This window comes from Micromonospora sp. USAFONa4 (assembly GCF_057197825.1).
On the sequence record NZ_CM170072.1, the window covers coordinates 3,043,977 to 3,066,321 of the forward strand.

Genomic DNA, 22,345 nt, shown 5'->3' on the forward strand with positions numbered 1-22,345 from the left:
GTGGCTACCGTCCCGTCCCCGCGTAGACGACGGCCTCGGTGTCGCCGCCGAGGTCGAAGGCCTCGTGGATGGCGCGCACGGCGGCGTCCAGGTCGGTGTCGCGGCAGACCACGGAGACCCGGATCTCCGAGGTGGAGATCATCTCGATGTTCACCCCGGCCGCGCCGAGGGCGGCGAAGAAGCCGGCCGCGACGCCGGGGTGCGAGCGCATGCCCGCCCCGATCAGCGAGACCTTGCCGACGTGGTCGTCGTAGAGCAGGCCCTTGAACTTGACCGACTCCTGGATCTTGCTCAGGGCGGCCATGGCCGTCGGGCCGTCGGCCTTGGGCAGCGTGAAGGAGATGTCCGTGCGGCCCGTGCCCTCGGTGGAGACGTTCTGCACGATCATGTCGAGGTTGATCTCGGCGCCGGCCACGGTGTCGAAGATCCGCGCGGCGGCGCCCGGCTCGTCGGGCACCCCAACGATCGTGATCTTGGCTTCGCTGCGGTCGTGCGCGACCCCGGTGATCAGTGCCTGCTCCACGGGAAGGTCCTCCATCGATCCGGTGACCATCGTGCCGGTGTTGGTCGAGTATGACGAACGGACGTGGATCGGCAACCCCGCCCGGCGGGCGTACTCCACGCTGCGCAGGTGCAGGATCTTGGCGCCGCAGGCGGCCAGCTCCAGCATCTCCTCGTAGGTGATCTGGGTGATGTGCCGCGCGTTCGGCACGATCCGCGGGTCGGCGGTGAAGACGCCGTCCACGTCGGTGTAGATCTCGCAGACGTCCGCGTGCAGCGCTGCGGCGAGCGCCACGGCGGTGGTGTCGGAGCCGCCCCGGCCCAGCGTCGTGACGTCCTTGGTGTCCTGCGAGACGCCCTGGAAGCCGGCGACGATGACCACCGCGCCCTCGTCGAGCGCGCCCTTGAGCCGGCCCGGCGTGACGTCGATGATCCGTGCCCGGCCGTGCACCGACGTGGTGATCACGCCGGCCTGCGAGCCGGTGAACGAGCGGGCCTCGTATCCCAGGTTGTGGATGGCCATGGCGAGCAGCGCCATGGAGATCCGCTCCCCGGCGGTGAGCAGCATGTCCAGCTCGCGGCCCGGCGGCAGCGGGCTGACCTGGTTGGCCAGGTCGAGCAGCTCGTCGGTCGTGTCCCCCATGGCGGAGACCACCACGACGACGTCGTCGCCGGCCTTGCGGGCGGCGACGATGCGCTCGGCCACCCGCTTGATCCGCTCCGCGTTGGCGACGGAGGACCCGCCGTACTTCTGCACCACGAGTGCCACGACGGTGCGCTCCCTCCCAGCGACGACCCTGAGCGTGCCGACGCCGCCGGATCTCAGCCGGCGGCGCGTGTCAGACGCACCCAGGGTATCGGTCGGGCGACTCGGCCGGGTCAGGTGATCCCACGATCCGGCCCGGCGGCCCGTGGCGGGGTGGTGCACGACACGCCGGGGCGCCGCGCGTGGCAGGGCCCCCACGCGTCGTTTCCGGGCCGCAGAATGGCCCCGTGCACGCCCACCTTCGCCCGGCCGGCCCTCCCGCGAAGCCCGCGCGCCCGCCGGTGCGCCCGGCCCGACGCCTGGCCGGTCCGCTCGCGCTCGCCCTGCCCGCGCTCCTCGTCGCCTGCACCGCCGACGAACCGGCCACCCGGCCCACGCCCACCTCGACACCGGTGCCGGCGGGGGTGGACGCGGCCCGCGACGAACTGGCGGCGCTGGCGGCCGCCGCGCAGGACCGGCACCTGGTCGCCAGCTACACGCTGCGCGCCCCGGAGTCCCCGGACCGGACGATCCTGGTGACCAGCGCGAACGACGGGAGCTGGCGGGTCGACGTGCCGGGTGGTGCGCTGGGCGGGACCGCCGACGTCTCGTTCGCCGCCACCGCCGACGGGCTGTTCCAGTGCGCCCTGCCGTCCGCCGCCCGGCCCGAGCCGGCGGCCTGCGTACGCCTCGGCGACCGGGACGAGGCCGTGCCCCGCCGGCTCGACCCCCGGGTGCAGCACCCGTTCACCGACTGGCTGGACGTGCTGACCGACCGGCGGGCCCCGCTCGCCGTCTCCCCCGCCGAGCCGCCACCCGGCGCGTCCGGCGCCTGCTACTCGGTCGAGACCACCTCGGCGTCGATAAACGCGCCGCTGGACGTGGGGATCTACTGCTACGACGCCGACGGCACGCCCACGGCGGTGCGCACCGCGTCCGGCACGCTGATCCTCGCCGGGACGCCCGCGCCCGCCCCGGCCACCGTGCAGCTGGCCGGGCCGGTGGTCGACGCCGAGCCGCTCGGCACGGCGGCTCCTGACCCGACCGCGGAGGCGACCACGAGCCCGAGCGCGGAAACGCCGTGACCGCCCGCGACGTTACGGGTGCCGTTCGCCACATTCGGACATCCCGCCCTTAACCACTGAATCGCCCTTACGGGACACTTACCCCATGGCCGACCTCACCCCGCTGCTCGCGTTCCGCTGGAGCCCCCGGTCCTTCGACCCGGTGGCGGAGCTGTCCCGCGAGGACGCGTCCGCGCTGCTGGAGGCGGCCCGCTGGGCGCCCTCGGCCGGCAACGCCCAACCGTGGCGGTTCGCGCTCGGGCACCGCGACGACGAGACGTTCAAGCGGATCCTGGTCAACCTGCCGGAGGCCGACCAGCGGTGGACGCAGCGCGCCGCCGCCCTGCTGCTCGGCGCGCACCGGACCGGATCCGCCGGGCACGCGTACGACCTGGGCCAGGCCGTCGCGCACCTCACCGTGCAGGCCACCGCGCTCGGCCTGCACGTACGCCAACTGCACGACCTCGACCACGCCGGCCTGGCCGCCGACCTCGACCTGCCGGCGGACGTACGACCGCACGTGGTGGCGGCCGTCGGGCAGCTCGGCGACCCGCTCAGCCTCCCCGCCGACCTGCTGCGCTCGGAGACCGGCCTGCGCCGCCGGCTCCCCCTGGCCGAACTCCTGCTGACCAGCCAGGCTGCGAAGTGCGTCTCATAGTCCGGACCCGCCTTCCCGCACCCCGGCCCGCCACGTAGGGTTACCTGGTCATGTGGCAGGCGTACCTTCTCCTTGGTCGCCGCGACGAGGCCTGAAGGCCGGCACCTCGTCGCGGAGTCGAACCGCGCCGTCCAGCACATCCGAAACTTCCCATCGGCAACCGCCCGGGCACCGTCGCCCGGCACCTGGCCGACACCTTCCGATTGCTGACGCCACATGTTCCAGGGAGCACTCCGTCATGGCTCAACCCATCGCCGACGCTGAGACCGATCCGATCGCCCGGCAGCGCCCCAGCCGGATGCCGTACCACCGCTACCAGCCGTACCACCAGCAGTTCCGGCTCGACCTGCCCGACCGCACCTGGCCGACCCGGCACGTCGAGGCCGCGCCGCGCTGGTGCGCGGTGGACCTGCGCGACGGCAACCAGGCGCTGATCGACCCGATGTCGCCGGAGCGCAAGCGCCGGATGTTCCAGCTGCTCGTGCAGATGGGCTACAAGGAGATCGAGGTCGGCTTCCCCTCGGCCAGCCAGACGGACTACGACTTCGTCCGCCAGCTCATCGAACAGGACCTGATCCCGGAGGACGTCACGATCCAGGTGCTCACCCAGTGCCGGGAGCACCTGATCGACCGCACCTTCGAGTCGCTGCGCGGCGCGCGGCGGGCCATCGTGCACTTCTACAACTCGACCTCCACGCTCCAGCGGCGGGTGGTCTTCGGGCTGGACCGCGACGGCATCGCCGACATCGCCACGCAGGGCGCGCGGCTCTGCCGCAAGTACGCGGAGATCCACACCCCGGACACGGACATCCACTACGAGTACTCGCCCGAGTCCTACACGGGCACGGAGCTGGAGTACGCGCTGGAGGTCTGCGCCAAGGTCATCGAGGTCATCGACCCGACCCCGGACCGCAAGCTGATCGTCAACCTGCCGGCCACCGTCGAGATGGCCATGCCGAACGTCTACGCCGACTCGATCGAGTGGATGCACCGGCACCTGCCCCGCCGCGACAGCCTGGTGCTGAGCCTGCACCCGCACAACGACCGGGGCACGGGCGTCGCCGCCGCCGAGCTGGGGCTGCTGGCCGGCGCGGACCGGGTCGAGGGCTGCCTGTTCGGCAACGGCGAGCGCACCGGCAACGTGGACCTGGTGACGCTGGGGCTGAACCTCTTCTCCCAGGGCGTCGACCCGATGATCGACTTCTCGAACATCGACGAGGTGCGGCGCGCCGTCGAGTACTGCAACCAGCTCCCGGTGCACGAGCGCCACCCGTACGCGGGCGACCTCGTCTACACCGCCTTCTCCGGCTCCCACCAGGACGCGATCAAGAAGGGCTTCGACGCGCTCGCCAAGGACGCGGCGGCGGCCGGCGTGCCGATCGACAAGCACACCTGGGCGGTGCCCTACCTGCCGGTCGACCCGAAGGACCTGGGCCGCACCTACGAGGCGGTCATCCGGGTCAACTCGCAGTCCGGCAAGGGCGGCGTCGCGTACATCATGAAGTCCGAGCACCAGCTCGACCTGCCGCGCCGGCTCCAGATCGAGTTCTCCGGCGTGGTCCAGCAGGTCACCGACCACGACGGCGGCGAGGTCGACCCGGGCACCATGTGGGAGATCTTCGCCACGCACTACCTGATCGACCACCAGGTCGACCCGGCGCTCGCCCTGGACGGCTACGCCATCGGCACCGCCGACGGCAAGGTCGAGATCGAGGCCCGCGTCGGCCTGGGCGGGGAGCCCCGCTCGCTGACCGCCGTCGGCAACGGCCCGATCGACGCGTACGTCAACGCGCTCCAGTCGGTGGGCGTGGCGGTACGGGTGCTCGACTACCACGAGCACGCGCTCTCCTCCGGCGGGGACGCCCAGGCCGCCGCGTACGTGGAGTGCGAGGTCGACGGTCGTACGGTCTGGGGCGTCGGCACCGACGCCAACATCGTCACCGCCTCCGTGAAGGCCGTGACGAGCGCCGTCAACCGCGCCCGCGCCTGATTTGCGGGTTAGGAAGGGCAGCCAGCCCGCTGAGGCAGGTTGCCCTTCCTACCGCTTCGGCGGACGGTGGATGAGGAGGGCGGCCATCGCCGCGCCGGCCAGCAGCAGGCCGGCGCACCAGAGCATCGCGCCCCGGTACGCGCCGGTCAGCGCGGCCGGCTGCGCGTAGCCGGAGCCGGAGAGCCCGACCAGCAGCGGGAGCGCGGCCACCGCCAGCAGGCCGCCCGCCCGGGACGCCGCGTTGTTGAAGCCGCTCGCCACGCCGGCGAACCGGTCGTCGACAGCGGCCAGTACGGAGGCGGTCAGCGGCGCCACCACCAGCGTCAGCCCGATCCCGAAGAGCACCACGCCGGGCAGCACGTCCCGCCAGTACGACGCGTCGGGGCCGACGCCGCGCAGCAGCACCAGCCCCGCGGCGGCGACCACCGGCCCGACGGTCAGCGGCAGCCGCGGCCCGATCCGCGCCGACAGCGCGCCCGCCCGCGCCGAGCCGACCAGCAGCAGCACCGTCATCGGCAGCAGCGCGACCCCGGTGAGCAGCGCCGACCAGCCGACCACGTTCTGCAGGTAGACGGCGAGAAAGAACGTGAAGCCGCCGAGCGCCGCGTAGACGAGCACGGTGAAGACGTTCAGCACCGAGAAGAGCCGGCTGCCGAAGAGGCCGGTGGGCAGCATCGCACCGTCCCCCCGGCGCCGCTCGACAAGCACGAAGGCCACCGCGCCGACCACGCCCGCCAGCACGGCGACGAGCACCGGCACCGAGTCGAGGCCCCGGACGGGGGCGTCGATCAGCGCGTACGTGACGCCGGCCAGGGCGAGCGCGCCGAGCAGCGCGCCGGCCACGTCGAACCGGCGGCGGTGACGTCCCGGGCCCCCGGTGCGGGACGTGGCCTCGTCCCGGCTCTCCGGCACCCAGCGCAGCGCCGCCAGCACCACGAGCACGGCCAGCGGCAGGTTGAGGAAGAAGATCCACCGCCAGGAGAGCGCGTCGACCAGCCAGCCGCCGAGGAAGGGGCCGAGCGCGGTGGAGACGCCGGAGAGCCCCGACCAGGCGCCGATGGCGCGTCCCCGGTCGTCCGGGTGGAAGCTGGCCTGGAGCACCGACAGCGAGCCGGGGGTGAGCAGCGCGCCCCCGGCGCCCTGGAGGAACCGGGCCGCGATCAGCCACTCGGTGCCCTGGGCCAGGCCGCAGAGCAGCGACGCGAGGGTGAACCAGACCACCCCGAGCAGGAAGACCCGCCGCCGCCCGAAGCGGTCGCCGAGCGCGCCGCCGAGCAGGACGAAGGCGGCCAGCATCAGCAGGTACCCGTTGACCGTCCACTGGAGGCCGGCGACGGTCGCGTCCAGGTCCGCGCCGAGGCGCGGCAGCGCCACGTTGACCACGGTGGTGTCGAGGAAGACCATGCCGGAGGCGAGGACGGCGGCGAGCAGGGTGCCCCGCCCGTGCGCGGTGCCCAGCCGGAGCGCGGGCGTGGTTTCGGTCATGGCGTCCAATCTGCCCCGCACGATATGAGAGACGCCACGAATCGCCGAAAGCGGGCCCGGGTACTGTGCGGGATCGCCGGGAGCCCGCAAGCTGGAGAGGTGTCGTCTGTGCGTACCAGATCAGGACCGCGCGCCGCAGTGACGGCCGCGCTCGCCGCGGCGCTGGCGCTCGGCGCGGCCGGTTGTGTCGCCGTCGACGAGCCGGACGTCGCGCCGAGCAGCGGTGGTAGCGGCGGCAACGCCGCGCAGAAGCTGACCCAGCTCACCGTGGCCACCGCCGGGTCGATGAAGGGCTACAGCCGCAGCCGCTTCCCGCACTGGCGGGACACCGGCAAGAACTGCGACGTACGCGACAGCGTGCTGAAACGCGACGGGGAGGACATCAAGCTCTCCGGCTGCAACGTGGTCGGCGGCCACTGGGAGAGCGTCTACGACGGCCGCGCGTTCACCGACCCGTCCGACGTGGACATCGACCACACCGTGCCGCTGGCGAACGCGTGGCGCTCGGGCGCCGACGAGTGGGACGACGCGAAGCGTGGCGAGTTCGCCAACGACCTGGACCGGCCGCAGCTCATCGCGGTTTCCGCGTCCTCCAACCGGGCAAAGGGTGACCAGGACCCGTCCCAGTGGAAGCCGGCGAACCGGTCGTTCTGGTGCCAGTACGCCGACAACTGGGTGACGGTCAAGCACCACTGGCGGCTGACGGTGACCAGTGCCGAGAAGGCCGCCCTGACCGACATGCTGGAGGGCTGCACATGGGCGAGCAAGCCGTGACCGGAGCCGGGGCGACGCCCGCCCCGGAGCAGAGGCCGGACGCCACCGGGGAGGACGCGGCGGCGGCCACGGGCAGCGCGTCGCCCGGGCCGACCACGGCCGGCATGACGGCGGACGGCGCGGCCGGCACGACCACCGGCGTGCCGGGGGCCGGGATGGCCGCCGACGCCGAGGGCACGTCGACCGCCGCGCGGGAACGTACGGCCGACGTGGTGCCCGGCCCGGGCGGGGTGATGACCGACGAGGTCGGGGTGGTCACCGGCGAGCTGACCCTGCGCACCGCGTACGCCGACGGCCAGGTGACGCTGACGGTGCAGTACCGGGACGCCGACGAGTGGTACAGGGTCACCGGCGGCACGGTCGCGCTGGCCGACCCGGCCGGGCTGGACGCGGTGCACGGCATCGCGGTCGCGCTCCTGCACCGCCCGGAGGGCTGACCCGCCGACCGCCGGGACGCGGCCCCTCGACGGGGGCCGCGTCCGCGACGCGGATCAGACGTACGAGCCGGGCTCGTTGGGGGCGGAGACGGTGTGCGGCTCCTCGCCCTCGCCGACCGGGCGGGTGAGCTGCACGCTGACCTTGTGCGGGCGCAGCTCCCCGCTGGCGATCCGCTCGGCGAAGTGGCAGGCGACCCGGCTGCCGCCGACATCCCGCAGCGCGGGCCGCTCGTCGGCGCAGCGGGTCGGCTGCGCCCACGGGCAGCGGGTGTGGAACCGGCAGCCCGCCGGCGGGTTGGCCGGCGAGGGCAGGTCGCCGGCGAGCAGGATGCGCTCGCGGCGGTCCTCCACGTCCGGGTCCGGCACCGGCACCGCCGACATCAGCGCCCGCGTGTACGGGTGCATCGGCTCCGTGTAGAGCCGGTCGCTCGGCGCCTCCTCGACCAGCGCGCCCAGGTACATCACGCCGACGGTGTCGGAGATATGCCGGACCACCGCGAGGTCGTGCGCGATCACCAGGTAGGTCAGGCCGAGGGTGTCCTGGAGGTCGTCGAGGAGGTTCACCACCTGGGCCTGGATCGACACGTCGAGCGCGGAGACCGGCTCGTCGGCGACGATCAGGTCGGGCCCGAGCACCAGCGCCCGGGCGATGCCGATGCGCTGTCGCTGGCCGCCGGAGAACTCGTGCGGATAGCGGGAGAGCGCCCAGCGGGGCAGGCCGACCTTGTCCAGGGTCTCGCCGATGACCCGGCGCCGCTCGTCCCGGTTGCCGCCGATGCCGTGGGCCTGGAGGCCCTCGGTGAGGATCGACTCGACGTTCTGCCGGGGGTCCAGGCTCGACATCGGGTCCTGGAAGATCATCTGCATCCGGCGGCGCATCGACCGCAGCTTGCCCGCCGGCAGCTTCGTCAGCTCGACACCGTCGAACCGGACCTCGCCGCCGGTGGGCGGGGTGAGCTGGAGCAGCGCCCGCCCCAGCGTCGACTTGCCGCAGCCGGACTCGCCGACCAGGCCGTACGTCTTGCCGCGCGGGATGCTGAGGTCGACGCCGTCGACGGCCTTCACGTGGCCGACCGTCCGGTCGAAGACCACCCCCCGGCGGATCGGGAAGTGCACCTTCAGGTCGCGGACCTCGACGAGGAATTCGCTCTCGGTCACGGCTTCTCCTCCTCGCGCGGGGCGGGCACCGGGCCCGCGGTCGCCTCCGCCGCCGGGGCGGTGGCGGCCGGCGCCTCCGCCGGGGCGGCGCTGGCGGCGGCCGGCGCCGCCGCAGGCACGGTGCTGCTGGCGGCCGGCCGGGGCACGGTGCCGGGCACCGGCGCCGGGTTGACGCATCGGTAGCTGCGGCCGTCGTGGGCGAGCACCAGCGCGGGCGGCTCCCCCACGCACTCGTCGACCCGCCGGGTGCAGCGCGGCGCGAAGGCGCAGCCGTCCGGCCAGGGCAGCAGGTCGCGGACCGAACCCGGGATCGGGTTCAGCCGCTCGCCGCGCCCGGCGTCCAGGCGCGGCACCGAGCCGAGCAGCCCCACGGTGTACGGGTGCCGGGGCTCGCGGAACAGCGGGCGACGGCGGGCCGTCTCCACCACCCGGCCGCCGTAGAGCACGTTGATGGAGTCGCACATGCCGGCGACCACGCCCAGGTCGTGCGTGATCATCACGAGGGCGGTGCCGGACTCCCGGACCAGTTCCTTGAGCAGCTCCAGGATCTGCGCCTGGATGGTGACGTCCAGCGCCGTGGTCGGCTCGTCGGCGATCAGCAGCCGGGGCTGGCAGGCCACCGCCATCGCGATCAGGGCGCGCTGGCGCATGCCGCCGGAGAGCTGGTGCGGGTACTCCTTCAGCCGCCGCTTCGGGTCGGGGATGCCGACCCGGTCGAGCAGCGACGCGGCCTCCTTCTCGGCCGCCGCGCCCTTCATCCCCCGGTGCCGGGTGAGCACCTCGGTCACCTGCAACCCGATCGGGATCACCGGGTTCAGCGACGACAGCGGGTCCTGGAAGATCATCGCGACGTCGCGGCCCCGGATGTCCCGCCGGGAGCGGTCGTCGAGCTGGAGCAGGTCCGTGCCGTCGAAGACCGCCTTGCCGCCGACGCGCAGGCCCGGCTGCTTGGGCAGCAGGCCCATGATCGCCAGCGAGGTGACGCTCTTGCCGCAGCCGGACTCGCCGACCAGGCCGACCACCTCGCCCGCGTCGACGGAGAAGGAGACCCCGTCGACGGCGTGCACGGCGCGCTGACCGCGCCGGGCGAAGGTGACGGAGAGATCTTCGACATCAAGCAGAGCCATGTCGGGCCCGCCTTTCGTTCGCGACTGCGGGGCTCGCCAGCGCACTCCTCGCGCTCACCGTGCTGGCCTTTTCGTTCGCGACTGCGGGGCTCGCAAGCTCACTCCTCGCGCTCACCGGCCCTACTTCCGCAGCTTCGGGTCGAGTGCCTCGCGCATCGCCTCGCCGAGCAGGGTGAAGCCCAGCGCGGTGACGATGATGGCGAGGGCGGGCAGGATCGCCAGCCGGGGCGCGGAGTCGAGGTACTGCTGCGCGTCGGCTAGCATCACACCCCACTCGGGGATGGAGGCGTCGTTGTTGCCGAGCCCGAGGAAGGAGAGCGCCGCGGCCTCGATGATCGCGGTGGCCAGGGTGAGGGTGGCCTGCACGATGACCGGGGCGAGCGAGTTCGGCACCACGTGGGTCAGCGCGATCTTCGGCTTCTTCACGCCCAGCGAGACGGCGGCCAGGACGTAGTCGCTGTTGGCCTGGGAGATCATCGAGCCGCGCAGCAGCCGGGCGAAGACCGGCACCGACACCACGCCGACCGCGATCATGACGGTGGTCAGACCGGCGCCGAGCAGGGCGGCGATGCTGATCGCCAGCAGCAGGCTCGGCATGGCCAGCAGCATGTCGACGAAGCGCATCAGCACGTTGTCGACCGCCCGGCCCCACCGGCCGCCGAGGCCGGCGGCGGCGCCGGCGACCCCGCCGATCAGCGAGCCGACCGCGAGGCCGATCAGGGTGGAGACCACGCCGACCAGCAGGGTCTGCCGGGCGCCGACGATCATGCGGCTGAACTCGTCGCGACCGATGTGGTCGACGCCGAACCAGTTCTCGCCCCGGAAGCCGGGGAAGTCGCCGAGGCGGATCTCGCTCTTCCAGAGCTGGGCGTCGGGGGCGTACGGGACGAAGAACGGCCCGAGGATGGCGACCAGCAGGAACAGGCTCAGGATCACCGCGCCGACGATCGCCGCCGGGTTGCGCCGCAGCCGGCGGAACGCCTCCTTCCAGAGGCTGACGCCGCGCTCGTCCTCCCGGGCCGCCAGCTCGGCGAGCCGGTCGATCTTTTCCTTCTTGGTGCCGCCGGTGATCGTCATCGGACCCTCACCCTCGGGTCGATCAGGCTGTAGGAGAGGTCGACCAGGAGGTTCACCAGCACGTACACCACCGCGATGATCAGGATGAAGCCCATCAGCACGGGATAGTCACGTTGGCTGATCGCCTCGTAGATGAAGGCTCCGATGCCGCTGAAGGCGAAGACGGTCTCGGTCAGCACCGCGCCGGAGAGCAGGCCGCCGGTGAGCAGGCCGATCGAGGTGACCACCGGCAGCATGGAGTTGCGCAGCACGTGCCGGCGCCGGACCGTGCTCTCGGTCAGGCCCTTCGCCTCGGCGGTGCGTACGAAGTCCTCGTTGAGCACTTCCAGCACGCTGGCGCGGGTGATCCGGACGATGATCGCCAGCGGGATGCTGGCCAGCGCGACGGCCGGCAGCACCAGGTGCCAGAGCGCGTCGGCGGCGGCGTCCCACTCCCGGGTCATGATCCCGTCGAGGACGAAGAAGTTGGTGATCCGCGTCGCCCCGAGCGTCGGGTCCTGCCGGCCGCTCGCCGGGAACCAGCCGAGGTTCTCCGCGAAGATCGCCTTGAGCACGTACGCGAGGAAGAAGACGGGGATGCAGATGCCGATCAGGGAGCCGCCGACCGAGAGGTGGTCCAGCATCCGGCCGCGGCGGCGGGCCGCCAGGTAGCCCAGCGGGATGCCGACGCCGACCGCGATCAGCATCGCAGTGACGGAGAGCTCGACCGTGCCGGGGAACCGCTCGACGAACTCGGTGACCACGGTCCGCTTGGTGGAGGTCGAGGTGCCCAGGTCGAGGCGGATCAGCCGCCGCACGAACCGGCCGTACTGCACCAGGATCGGCTCGTCGAGGCCCATGTTGCGTCGGATCTGGGCGCGCATCTCGGGCGTCCCACGCTCACCGAGGATGGCGGTCTCGGGACCGCCGGGCAGTCGGCGGAGCCAGATGAACAGCAGGAGGGAGAGCCCGAACAGCGTGGGTATCAGCTGAAGCAGGCGTCTGACGATGAACCGGAACACGGCGGCCTCGAAAGGGGTACGGAGGGTCGTGGGCGGGCGCTGCCGAAACAGCGCCCGCCCACGACTCGGAGCGTCAGATCAGGACTTGAACTCGGCGGTGGAGAACCGCTCGTCGGTGAGCGGGCTCGCCTTGACCCCGGTCACGTCCTTGCCGAACACGATCGCCGGCGGCGAGTGCGACACCGGGACGCCGGGCAGGAAGTCCATGATGGCCTTGTTCAGGGCCTTGTACTTCTCGGTCCGGGCCGCCGCGTCGGCGGTGGTGTCCGCGTCCTGGAACTGGTCGAACAGGGCCTTGTTGGTGAAGCCCCACTCGGCCTTCGGCCGGTCGAACATGGTGCCGATGAAGTTGTACGCGTCGCCGTAGTCACCGGTCCAGCCGAGGAAGTGCAGGTCGTGCTTGTTGCCCGAGGTGGTGGCGTTCAGGTAGTCCGGGCTCCACTTGAGCGGGATGGCCTGGACGTTGATGCCGACCGCCTTGAGGTCCGCCGAGAGCAGCTCGAAGATGTCCTTCGGGTTCGGCATGTACGGCCGGGTGACCTCGGTCGGGTAGTGGAACCGCAGGGTCAGGTTCGTCGCGCCGGCCTCGGCCAGCAGCGCCTTCGCCTTCGCCGGGTCGTAGTTGTACTTGGTGACGTCGCCGTTCCAACCCTCGACGGTGTCCGGCATGAAGTTGTCGGCGACCTTGGCGCCCGGGGGCAGCTTCGAGTCGACGAGAGCCTGCCGGTTCAGCGCGTGGGCGATGGCCTGGCGGACCTTCACGTCGGCGAGCTTCGGGTTCCCCTTCTGGTTGATGCCCAGGTAGAGGATGTTGAACGCCGGGCGGGTCAGGACGTTGAAGCCCTCACCCTTCAGCGGCTCGACGTCGGCCGGGCCGACCAGGTCGTACCCCTGGATGTCGCCGGAGCGCAGCGCCTGCTTGCGCGCGTTCTCGTCCGAGATCGTCTTGTAGATGAGGGTCTTCAGCTTCGCCTTGGTGCCGGCGTAGTCCTCGTTGCGCTCGATGGTGAGCGTCTTGTTGGCGACGTCCCAGGACTTGAACTTGAACGGGCCGGTGCCGGTCGGGTGCGCCGTGGCGTAGGCCGGGTACTTGATGTCCTCGGCGGTGCCGCCCACGTTGCTGGCGTCGTACTTCTCCAGCGCGGTCGGGCTGTGCATCGAGAACGACGGCAGCATCAGCGCGGCCGGGATCTTGCTGGAGACCCGGGTGAAGGCCAGGTCGACGGTCGTGGCGTCCTTGGCGGTGCAGGACTTGAAGAGGCTCGGCGGCAGGTCCGCGCTCTCGTTCTTGGCGAAGCCGCCCATGACGTCCTGCCAGTACGGGGTCACGTCCGGGCTCTGCATGAGGCCCTTGGCGTTGTACCAGCGGTCGAAGTTCTTGCAGACCGCCTCGGCGTTGAATTCGGTGCCGTCGTGGAACTTCACGCCGGAGCGCAGCTTGAAGGTCCACGTGGTGCCGGCGGCGTCCGGGGTCCAGGTCTCGGCCAGACCGGGGGTGACCTTGGTGCCACCCTCCTCCGGACGGACCAGCGTCTCGAAGACCTGACGCGCCACGCGCAGCGACTCACCGTCGCTGGCGAAGCTCGGGTCGAGCACCTTCGGATCTCCGGCTACGCCGAAGACGAGGGTGTCCTTCTTGCTACCGCCGGAACTGTCATCGCGGTCGCTCTCGGCGCAGCCTGCTACCGCGAGGGCCGCGACCGCGACGGCCGCGAGGGCGACCTTCGGCCTGGATGCACGCATGGGTGCTTCACCTCGTCCTTGGGGTTACGGACAATCGTGGTGACAGGGGTCACCGATCGCCGTGACATTAGCCGCCGTTCGGACCGGCGGGAAACCGTCGTGGAACCGGTTGGTACCGGATCGTGTCTTAACCGATGCGCACCGCCTCAGCGGCCGTTCCGGACCGCCGACAAAGGGGCGCTATGTCCGGGTTGACCGATGCCGATTTGTTACATCGATCGTCGCCCGCATCGCTGCGATGTCAGACCCCACAGTGGATCCGACAGTGCCCGTACGACGATGGTCGGCACCCCGATCGGGTGCCGACCATCGCGGAAACGTCAGACGGCGCGCCGGCCCTCGAAGGCGCGGCCGAGCGTGATCTCGTCGGCGTACTCCAGGTCGCCGCCGACCGGCAGGCCGCTCGCCAACCGGGTCACCGAGATGCCCATCGGCTTGACCATCAACGCCAGGTACGTCGCGGTCGCCTCGCCCTCGGTGTTCGGGTCGGTGGCCAGGATCAGCTCCCGCACGGTGCCGTCGCTGAGCCGGGCCATCAGCTCACGGATGCGCAGATTGTCCGGCCCGATCCCCTCCAGCGGATTGATCGCCCCGCCGAGCACGTGGTAGCGGCCCCGGAACTCGCCGGTCCGCTCGATCGCGACCACGTCCTTCGGCTCCTCGACCACGCAGAGCACCTCGTCCGTGCGGCGCGGATCGCGGCAGATCCGGCACCGGTCGGACTCGGCCACGTTGTAGCAGCTGGTGCAGAACCGCACCAGCTCCTTGACCTTGCGCAACGCCCCGGCCAGCCGGTTGACGTCGGCCGGGTCGGCGGACAGGACGTGGAAGGCGATCCGCTGGGCGCTCTTCGGGCCCACGCCCGGCAGCCGCCCCAACTCGTCGATCAGGTCCTGGATGGCGCCCTCGTACATCTGCCGCTCAGAAACCGGGCAGGCCGAGGCCGCCCATGCCGCCGGTGACCGGGCCCATCTTCTTCTCGGTCAGTTCCCGCGCCGCTTCGGCGGCGTTGTGCATGGCCGCGACGACGAGGTCCTCCAGGGTCTCCACGTCCTCCGGGTCCACCGCCTTCGGGTCGATCTTGATCGACTTCAGCTCGCCGGTGCCGGCGACGGTCGCGGTGACCAGGCCCCCGCCGGCGGTGCCGGTCAGCTCCGCCTCGGCGAGCTCGGCCTGCGCCTTGGCGATCTGCTGCTGCATCTTCTGCGCCTGCTTCAGCATCTGCTGCATGTTCGGCTGTCCACCTGGGCGCACGGATGGCTCCTTCTCGCACTCGTCTGCTCGGCCGCCGCTCAGCCTATCGGCTGTGAGCAGCCTCGCCCCGCCCGGTGCTTCCCTCCCGCCGGGTCCGGGCGCACGATCACGGAACCGACCCGACGGAGGTGGCGGATGTCCCGGGAACAGGCCGCGGCGGCCATGGAACGACAGGCCCGGGCCTGCGCCGACATGGACGCCGCCCTCTACGCCCACCTGCTGACGCGCGCCGCCGGGGACGTGCGGGCCGGCGGCCCGTGCGCCACCGTCATCAAGGGGTACGAGGACAGCGACGCCGACGCCCTCGTGTCGCTACGCCTGCTCGGCGGGGTGCACGCCCTGGTGCTGTCCGGCCGGGCACCCGGGCTGGCCCGGTTCTACGCCAGCGCGGGTGGGGCGTACCGGGCGGCGGACGCCCCCGCCTGCTGGGCCGCGTTCCGGGCGGTCGTCGAGGCCGAGCACGACACGCTGCGCGGCTGGCTGCGCCGACCGCCCCAGACCAACGAGGTCGGCCGGGCCAACCTGCTGCTGGCCGGCCTGCTGCACGCCGTCCACGAGGTGGGCCGGCTGCCGGTGCGCCTCGTCGAGCTGGGCGCGAGCGCCGGGCTGAACCTGCGCGCCGACCGGTTCCGCGTCGAGGCCGCCGGGTTCGCCTGGGGACCGGCCGACTCCCCGGTACGCCTGCCGGGCGCCTGGCGGGGCGGGGTGCCCGACTGGCTGCGGGCGGCGGCCGAGGCGTACCCCGGGCTGACCGTGGTGGAGCGGCTCGGCTGCGACGTCAGCCCGCTCGACCCGGGCGACTCCGACGGCGCGCTCGCGCTGCGGGCGTACCTCTGGCCGGAGCACACCGCCCGCGCGGCCCGGCTGGCCGGTGCGCTGGAGCTGGCCGCGCGACTGCCCGCCCGGGTCGTCGCGGCGGGGGCGGCGGACTTCCTCGCCGGGATCACCCCGCGCCCCGGCACGCTGACCGTGGTGTGGCACTCGGTGATGCGCCAGTACGTCCCGGCCGAGGAGTGGGCGCGGGTCACCGCCGAGCTGGACCGGCTGGCCGCCGCCGGCGGCACCGACGCGCCGGTCGCCCATGTCTCCTTCGAGCCGCACCCGCGGGAGGCCCGCAACGACTTCCAGCTCCGCGCCCGACTCGGCACCGGCCCGGAACGCCTGCTGGCCGAGGCACACCCCCACGGCCTCCCGGCCCGACCCGCCCGCCCCGCCTGACCCCCACCGCGCCCGCCGCGTCCACGTCATCGCCAGAGATCTTGGTACCGGAGCACCCCCAGAGGGGCCGATTCCTGCCAAGATCTGCCGCGGGTCGCCTCGCCGTTGCCGGCGAGGCTTGTCCTCCGTGTCGGTGTCGGGAGGGTTATCGGGCGTCGACCTCGTCGATCTTCTCTGCGCCGAACGCCTCGCGGAGCAGTCGTACCGCCTGTTCCTCGCTGGACTCCCGCGCGGTCTGCTCGTCGATGACCTCGTCCAGCGGCTCGTCACCCGGATCGAAGCCCTCGAAGTTCGGGGCCGCCGGCCGGGCACCGCCGGGGCGTCCCCCGCCGCCGCGCACCGGGCCGTCGAAGTCCGGGTCGTACGGCGGCTCGCCAGCCCAGTCGGCGTCCGCGGTCTTCCGCACCGGCTGGCCGGTACGCGGACCGCGTCCCGCCGCAGCCGCCCGCGCCGCCGCGATCGCGCTGCTCACCGGGGGGCTGGCGGGCGGAGCCTGCTGCGGCGCACCCGAGGGACCGGCGGGCTTCGGTACGGCGGGCGCGGCGGGCGCCGACGCCGTCGCGGCGCTCGCCGGCCGGGTGGTCGCCGCTGCACCGGGCAGGCCGGTCGCCGCCGGGGCAGCGCTTGTCGTGCCGCTGGTCGACGTGGCGGCCGACGCGCCACCCGGCCGAGCCGGTTCCGGCCAGTCGTCGCCGCCTCCGGCCGCGCCACCCGGGCGGGCCGGCTCGGGCCAGTCCTCGGCGACGTCGGCAGCGGCGGGGGCACCGCCGCTGCCCGATGCGCCAGCGCCGGAGGTGGACCGGGCCGCTCCGCCCTGGCCGCCCGCAGCGCCCTCCGCGCCGCTCGCGCCACCAGGCCCGCCGGCCGCACCACTGAGTCCATTCGGGCCGCCCACGCCGGCCAGCCCACTCGGACCGCCCGGGCCGCTCGCGCCGGTCAGGCCATTCGGGCCGCCTGGACCGGCCGGGCCACTCGCACTGCCTGGACCGGTCGGGCCACTCGGGCCGCCTGGCCGGTCCAGGCCACTCGCACTGCCTGGGCCGCTCGAGCCGCCTGGACCGGCCGGGCCACTCGCACTGCCTGGACCGGTCGGGCCACTCGGGCCGCCTGGACCGGTCGGGCCACCGGAAATGCCGCCGCCGCCCGCGCCACCACCGGACGCACCGCCACCAGACGGGCCGCCACCGGACGGGCCAGCACCGGACGGGCCGGTGCCGGTCCGGTCCTGGTGGGCGAGGGCTGCCGACGGTGGGGATGCCGGGCGGGCCGCAGCGGCGGGACGGGACGAGCCACCGAGTGACGTGCCACCCCGCTCGCCGGCCACCTCGCAGCGGATCTGCCAGCGGCCACCGAACTCCTCGTAGAGCACGTCGGCCAGTACCGACGTGTGGTTGCCCATCATCTGCGCGAGCACCGGCGACTTGACGGTCAGCACCAGGGTGTCGCCATCCACGTCGCGGACCACCGCGTCGCGCATCAGCGCGGCGGCCGGCTTCTTGATCCGGTTGACCTTCGCGACGATGTCCGGCCAGACCCGGCGCACCGCGACGGCGTCCAGGGGGCCCGCCGCAGCCGCGCCGGGGCGGGGCGGGGCGGGGGTGGCCGGGTCGGGCAGCACCGCCGACGCCGGCACCTGACGGCGGGCGGAAGCATCAGCGGGCGGCCCACTGGCGGGCGCGCCCACCGGCTCCGTGGCGGCCGGGGCTGCCTGCGCCGTACGGGAACCGGTGGCGGCCTGAGCCGCCGCGCGGGCAGCCGCAGCGCCGGACTGGGCGCCGGCAGCCGCCGGCGGGCCGGCGGGCGACGGGTCGGGCGCGGCGGCAGCCGCGGTCGGGACGGGAGCTTCGGGGCGTACGGGAGGAGGGGCGGCGACCGGCGCGGGGCCGGCGGCGGCCAGCGGCGCGTCGGTGCCGGCGAGGGTGAGCCGGCGCTCCATGCGTTCGAGGCGCTGGAGCAGGCCGCCGGTGCTGTCGTCGGCGCCGGGCAGCAGCATCCGGGCGCAGATCAGCTCCAGCAGCAGCCGGGGCGCGGTGGTGCCGCGCATCTCCACCAGGCCGTTGTGCACGATGTCGGCGCAGCGGGACAGCGTGGCCGGGCCGAGCCGCTGGGCCTGGGCGGCCATCCGCTCGATCTGGTCGGCCGGGCCGTCGATGAGGCCCTTGGCGGCGGCGTCGGGCACCTGCTGGAGCACGATCAGGTCCCGCAGCCGCTCCAGCAGGTCGGAGGCGAACCGGCGCGCGTCGTGCCCGGCCTCGGCGACCCGGTCGACGGTCGCGTACGCCGTCGCGCCGTCGCCGGCCGCCAGCGCGTCGCACATCTCGTCGATGAGGGCGGCGTCGGTCACGCCGAGCAGGGCGGCGGCCCGGGCGTAGGTGACCCCTTCCGGCCCGGCCCCGGCGATGAGCTGGTCGAGCACGGAGAGGCTGTCCCGGGCGCTGCCGCCGCCGGCGCGCACCACCAGCGGGAAGACCGCCGGCTCGACGGCGACGTTCTCCGCTTCGCAGAGCTGCTCCAGGTAGGGCCGGAGCACCTTCGGCGGGATCAGCCGGAACGGGTAGTGGTGGGTCCGCGACTTGATCGTGCCGAGGACCTTCTCCGGCTCGGTGGTCGCGAAGATGAACTTGACGTACTCCGGCGGCTCCTCGACCAGCTTGAGCAGGGCGTTGAAGCCGGCCGACGAGACCATGTGGGCCTCGTCGATGACGTAGATCTTGAAGCGGCTCTTGGCCGGCGCGAAGATTGCCTTCTCGCGCAGCTCGCGGGCGTCGTCGACGCCGCCGTGGCTGGCCGCGTCGATCTCCAGTACGTCGATCGAGCCGCCGTCGGTGGCCAGCTCGCGGCAGGAGTCGCACTGCCCGCACGGCTCCGGGGTCGGGCCCTGCTCACAGTTCAGCGAGCGGGCCAGGATCCGGGCGCTGGAGGTCTTGCCACAGCCGCGTGGGCCGGAGAAGAGATAGGCGTGGTTGAGCCGCCCGCTGCGCAGCGCCTGCGACAGCGGCTCGGTGACGTGCTCCTGCCCGATGACCTCGGCGAAGGTACGCGGCCGGTACTTGCGGTAGAGCGCCAGTGCCACTCGTCCCGCCTCCTCTCGACCGAGCCATTCTGCGCCGGTCGGGCGCGGGTGACCACCCACCACCCCGTGACCTGACCCGCAGGGACGTTACCGGGCCCCGGAGACAAAAAGGCCTCCCGTGCACCCGGCAGAGCCCGCTTATCCTTGCTGCCTTCCGGCCCTGGGGAGGTTCACGAGATACCGCCGCACGGGAGGTACCGCCAACCCTACCCGACGCCGCGTCGATCTTCAGGGGGTGGTGGGGTGGCCCACCCGCCGGGGACCTGTATCCTCGTCTGCGGAGGATTCGCCTAGAGGCCTAGGGCGCACGCTTGGAAAGCGTGTTGGGTTAACACCCTCACGAGTTCGAATCTCGTATCCTCCGCTCGCTGAGCAGCACGAACGCGAGGGCCGACCCCATCGGGGGACGGCCCTCGTACCGTTTCTGTCGAGCGCCACGGCGGCTCCCCTGGTTACGCTCCTCCGACCGGTATCGATGCCTCGTCGACGATCGGTCGGTGGTGGTTGCGCCTCTCGACAGGTGACGCCGGAAGGGGTGATCCGGTTGGGCAGGATCCCGCGCTGGCTGCTCTGGACGCAACTGGTCGCGATGTCCGGCGTCGATGCCGGGTGAGCGAGCGGGCGACCGACCCGGAGTTCGACGAATGCGCCTGCCCGGAGAAGGTCGACGCGGCCCTGGAGCGTACGGAGCCCGGCGCCGGGACAGCGCTTCTCTGGCTGGTGCTGGACGAGTTCCACCCGCCCGCCGTCGTCCTTCCCCGGATCAAGCGCGGGCTCCGGTCGCGGGACGAGCAGACCAGGGCGAACGCGTTGCAGTCGCTGGGTCACTTCGGGCGCCTGCACCACGACGTCGACGTCGAGTCGCTGGCGCTGCTCCGGGGCGCGCTGCGCGACCGCACCCCGCTCGGCGGCTGTCAGCTACGCGGCTACGCCGACAACGCGGCGGACGACATCGGCATGTTCGTGCCCCGGCATCGCCTGCCCCGCTGGCTGCGCCGCCGCCACGCCGGGCCCTGGCGACCGCGCCCACCGCAGAGATGAACGCCGCCGACAAAGCTCCTGGTCACGGCGTGATCCCTGCCGCACGTCGATCAGGAAGCACCGCCCGCGTCCTACGCTGACAGCCGCATCCGACAGCGAGACAACCGGGCGGCGGCGACCTGCGGGCGTCGACCGGCCCGGGGAGAGCGCGGACACAGGTGAACGCAACACTGAGCGTCGTCGACGGGCTGGCTGTGCTGGCCGCCGGGGTCGCGGCGGGAGCCATCAACGCGGTGGTGGGCTCGGGCACGCTGGTGACCTTTCCGGTCCTGCTCTCCCTCGGCTATCCGCCCGTCGTGGCGAACGTGTCCAACACCGTCGGGCTGGTGCCGGGGTCGTTCACCGCGGCGTACGCCTATCGCCAGGAGTTGACCGGGCACAGCCGGCTGCTGGCCCGCCTGGGTCTCGCCGCCGTGCTCGGCGGGATCACGGGCGGCGTACTGCTGCTGCTCCTGCCGCCCGGTGCGTTCCGGGCCATCGTGCCGGCGCTGATCATCCTGGCGTTGGTGCTCGTGGTGGTGCAGCCGCGACTGGCGCGGGCGTTGGCCCACCGGCGGCCGGTCGCGGCCGACGCGGGCGCGTCGTCGGCGGGCGGTCAGGCGGTACGGCGGGCGGGGCCGTTGCTGCTGCTCGGCGTCTTCGGCACAGGGGTGTACGGCGGCTACTTCGGCGCCGCCCAGGGCGTGTTGCTGCTGGGGCTGCTTGGCGTGCTGCTCTCGGCCGACCTGCGCTGGGTCAACGGGGTGAAGAACCTGCTCGCCGGCCTCGTGAACGGGGTCGCGGCGGTCCTGTTCGTGATCGTGGGAAACGTGGCGTGGCAGCCGGCGCTGCTGATCGCGGCGGGTTCCGTGGCGGGCGGCCTGATCGGCGGCCGGTGGGGACGCCGGCTGCCGCCGGTGGCGTTGCGCGCCATCATCGTGCTGGTCGGCCTCGCCGCCCTGGTCAACCTGCTGCGCTGACGGCTGCCGGCCGGTCGTCCACGCGGGCGTCTCGGGGTGCGGAAGCGGCCGGCGAGTGGAACACCACGGTGTCTCCCGGCGTGGGATGCACCCGTGGTGTTCCACTCGCCCCCGCCCGCCGGCCGGGCACGACCACGGGTGGGCGCGGCTCGGCGGCGGTCATCCGCGTGGGCGGGCCCAGGAGACGAAGCGGTCGGCTAGCTGGGCCGGGCTCACGCCGGGGTCGAGTGCGACGAGCTGTGCGGCGGCCTCGACCTGGAGAGTCGCCAGGTGGACGGTGAGCGCGGCGCGGTCGTGGCGGTACTCGCCGAGCAGCCGCAGCTTCGCCGGCGAGCAGGGCCAGGCGATGCCGCACGCCCGGCACCGCCACGTGGGCCGGGTCGGGACGTGCTCTCGGGTGCGGCGGCTCACCGCGCCGCCGGTCCCGCAGGCCCGCCCCGGTCCGCCGCCCCGGGTTGCTCCGTCCCGAGCCGGTCCACCGTCCCGAGCCGATCAGCCGTCCCGGGCTGGTGAGCGGCCCCGAGCCTGTCCGCAGCCCGGACCCGGGGCGTGTCGGTGGCGATCACCCGGGCGCGGTCGACGCGGATCGAGGCGAAGCGCTCGCGGGGGCGGAGGGTGCCGTCGGCGTTCACCTGGTGGCCGCGTACCTCGGCCCAGAGCCGACCCTCGAACGGGCCGACGCTCAGCACTTCGGTGACGCGCAGCGTCAGGGGGCCCTCGCCGAAGCGGTAGGCGTCGTCGGGAACGCGGATGGTCGTACCGGCGGGCCACCCCACCGGCCGGCTTCGGGCGGGGGCGGCCGGTGGGGGCGGATCGTCGCGGTCGGCCGGGGGACGGGGCTCGCCCCGATGCTCGGAGACTGGAGCGTGGCGGGTTGGCACGGGCGGACCTCCTTGGCGGGCCCGGCGGGGCTCGTCCTGGCGGGACGCGAGGCTGAAAGGGCCGGGCTGGCAGGGACGTGGGGGCTGGAGGGGGCCGCCCCGCCCTCCCCGTCGGGGCGGCCCCGCGACTGACGCCGACCGCCGGGCTCCTTCGCCTCC

General features: G+C 73.2%; 20 protein-coding genes, 1 tRNA gene and 1 other RNA gene. 9 read left to right on the forward strand and 13 right to left on the reverse strand.

What is annotated here, in order from left to right; all coding sequences use genetic code 11:
• Nucleotides 1–4: 4 nt before the first annotated feature.
• A complete protein-coding gene (locus AC0OO9_RS13225; protein WP_121401692.1) occupies nt 5–1,270 on the reverse strand; it encodes an aspartate kinase in 1,266 nt (421 codons plus the stop codon).
• Between the two features lie 224 nt (nt 1,271–1,494).
• On the opposite strand from AC0OO9_RS13225, the gene AC0OO9_RS13230 reads away from it, so the two are divergent.
• The 3 genes from AC0OO9_RS13230 to leuA all read left to right on the forward strand — a co-directional run bounded on the left by AC0OO9_RS13230 (nt 1,495) and on the right by leuA (nt 4,958).
• Nucleotides 1,495–2,331, forward strand: coding sequence for a hypothetical protein (locus tag AC0OO9_RS13230; RefSeq protein ID WP_484517459.1), 837 nt, complete (start codon nt 1,495–1,497; stop codon nt 2,329–2,331).
• Between the two features lie 85 nt (nt 2,332–2,416).
• Nucleotides 2,417–2,968: a nitroreductase family protein gene (locus AC0OO9_RS13235; protein ID WP_484517460.1), complete on the forward strand. Its 552-nt coding sequence runs from the start codon at nt 2,417–2,419 to the stop codon at nt 2,966–2,968.
• Nucleotides 2,969–3,206: 238 nt separating this feature from the next.
• Nucleotides 3,207–4,958 (forward strand): 2-isopropylmalate synthase, encoded by a 1,752-nt coding sequence (gene leuA / locus AC0OO9_RS13240; RefSeq protein ID WP_484517461.1) that lies wholly within the window; start codon nt 3,207–3,209, stop codon nt 4,956–4,958.
• 48 nt (nt 4,959–5,006) lie between these two features.
• Here the strand turns inward: leuA and AC0OO9_RS13245 are convergent, their stop codons facing one another.
• Complete coding sequence (locus tag AC0OO9_RS13245) at nt 5,007–6,443, reverse strand: MFS transporter (protein WP_484517462.1); 1,437 nt, start codon at nt 6,441–6,443, stop codon at nt 5,007–5,009.
• 108 nt (nt 6,444–6,551) lie between these two features.
• Between AC0OO9_RS13245 and AC0OO9_RS13250 the strand changes: the two genes are divergently transcribed.
• Nucleotides 6,552–7,217, forward strand: a complete 666-nt coding sequence (locus AC0OO9_RS13250; protein WP_132238465.1) for an HNH endonuclease family protein — start codon at nt 6,552–6,554, stop codon at nt 7,215–7,217.
• Nucleotides 7,199–7,654, forward strand: coding sequence for a hypothetical protein (locus AC0OO9_RS13255; protein WP_484517463.1), 456 nt, complete (start codon nt 7,199–7,201; stop codon nt 7,652–7,654). Before AC0OO9_RS13250 ends, AC0OO9_RS13255 begins: the two co-directional genes overlap by 19 nt.
• A 54-nt stretch (nt 7,655–7,708) precedes the next feature.
• Here the strand turns inward: AC0OO9_RS13255 and AC0OO9_RS13260 are convergent, their stop codons facing one another.
• The 7 genes from AC0OO9_RS13260 to AC0OO9_RS13290 form a co-directional block, all read right to left on the reverse strand.
• Complete coding sequence (locus AC0OO9_RS13260; protein ID WP_421455700.1) at nt 7,709–8,812, reverse strand: ABC transporter ATP-binding protein; 1,104 nt, start codon at nt 8,810–8,812, stop codon at nt 7,709–7,711.
• A complete protein-coding gene (locus AC0OO9_RS13265; RefSeq protein ID WP_484517464.1) occupies nt 8,809–9,939 on the reverse strand; it encodes an ABC transporter ATP-binding protein in 1,131 nt (376 codons plus the stop codon). Before AC0OO9_RS13265 ends, AC0OO9_RS13260 begins: the two co-directional genes overlap by 4 nt.
• Nucleotides 9,940–10,059: 120 nt before the next feature.
• Nucleotides 10,060–11,016: an ABC transporter permease gene (locus AC0OO9_RS13270; RefSeq protein WP_151453561.1), complete on the reverse strand. Its 957-nt coding sequence runs from the start codon at nt 11,014–11,016 to the stop codon at nt 10,060–10,062.
• Entirely contained in the window at nt 11,013–12,017 is a 1,005-nt protein-coding gene (locus AC0OO9_RS13275) for an ABC transporter permease (protein ID WP_357580190.1), read from the reverse strand. The genes AC0OO9_RS13270 and AC0OO9_RS13275 overlap by 4 nt, the downstream gene beginning before the upstream one ends.
• A gap of 78 nt (nt 12,018–12,095) precedes the next feature.
• Complete coding sequence (locus AC0OO9_RS13280) at nt 12,096–13,760, reverse strand: ABC transporter substrate-binding protein (RefSeq protein ID WP_484517465.1); 1,665 nt, start codon at nt 13,758–13,760, stop codon at nt 12,096–12,098.
• A 320-nt stretch (nt 13,761–14,080) separates the two neighbouring features.
• The gene (gene recR / locus AC0OO9_RS13285) at nt 14,081–14,674 is read right to left on the reverse strand and encodes a recombination mediator RecR (protein ID WP_089003014.1); all 594 of its coding nucleotides are present in this window, start codon (nt 14,672–14,674) and stop codon (nt 14,081–14,083) included.
• A gap of 7 nt (nt 14,675–14,681) precedes the next feature.
• Nucleotides 14,682–14,990, reverse strand: a complete 309-nt coding sequence (locus AC0OO9_RS13290; RefSeq protein WP_233600326.1) for a YbaB/EbfC family nucleoid-associated protein — start codon at nt 14,988–14,990, stop codon at nt 14,682–14,684.
• Nucleotides 14,991–15,149: 159 nt separating this feature from the next.
• On the opposite strand from AC0OO9_RS13290, the gene AC0OO9_RS13295 reads away from it, so the two are divergent.
• Nucleotides 15,150–16,232: a DUF2332 domain-containing protein gene (locus AC0OO9_RS13295; RefSeq protein WP_484517466.1), complete on the forward strand. Its 1,083-nt coding sequence runs from the start codon at nt 15,150–15,152 to the stop codon at nt 16,230–16,232.
• Nucleotides 16,233–16,377: 145 nt separating this feature from the next.
• On the opposite strand, the gene AC0OO9_RS13300 is transcribed toward AC0OO9_RS13295, so the two are convergent.
• Nucleotides 16,378–19,305 (reverse strand): DNA polymerase III subunit gamma and tau, encoded by a 2,928-nt coding sequence (locus AC0OO9_RS13300; RefSeq protein WP_484517467.1) that lies wholly within the window; start codon nt 19,303–19,305, stop codon nt 16,378–16,380.
• 107 nt (nt 19,306–19,412) lie between these two features.
• Nucleotides 19,413–19,502: signal recognition particle sRNA small type (ffs, locus tag AC0OO9_RS13305), an RNA gene on the reverse strand.
• An 82-nt stretch (nt 19,503–19,584) separates the two neighbouring features.
• Between ffs and AC0OO9_RS13310 the strand changes: the two genes are divergently transcribed.
• From AC0OO9_RS13310 to AC0OO9_RS13320, 3 genes are all read left to right on the forward strand, one after another.
• Nucleotides 19,585–19,669: transfer RNA gene (locus AC0OO9_RS13310), tRNA-Ser, on the forward strand.
• 245 nt (nt 19,670–19,914) lie between these two features.
• A complete protein-coding gene (locus AC0OO9_RS13315) occupies nt 19,915–20,346 on the forward strand; it encodes a hypothetical protein (protein WP_484517468.1) in 432 nt (143 codons plus the stop codon).
• A 158-nt stretch (nt 20,347–20,504) separates the two neighbouring features.
• Complete coding sequence (locus AC0OO9_RS13320; protein WP_484517469.1) at nt 20,505–21,305, forward strand: sulfite exporter TauE/SafE family protein; 801 nt, start codon at nt 20,505–20,507, stop codon at nt 21,303–21,305.
• 159 nt (nt 21,306–21,464) lie between these two features.
• Here the strand turns inward: AC0OO9_RS13320 and AC0OO9_RS13325 are convergent, their stop codons facing one another.
• The gene (locus AC0OO9_RS13325; RefSeq protein WP_151457621.1) at nt 21,465–21,716 is read right to left on the reverse strand and encodes a flavin reductase; all 252 of its coding nucleotides are present in this window, start codon (nt 21,714–21,716) and stop codon (nt 21,465–21,467) included.
• Nucleotides 21,713–22,081, reverse strand: coding sequence for a hypothetical protein (locus tag AC0OO9_RS13330; RefSeq protein ID WP_484517470.1), 369 nt, complete (start codon nt 22,079–22,081; stop codon nt 21,713–21,715). Before AC0OO9_RS13330 ends, AC0OO9_RS13325 begins: the two co-directional genes overlap by 4 nt.
• Between the last annotated feature and the right edge of the window lie 264 nt (nt 22,082–22,345).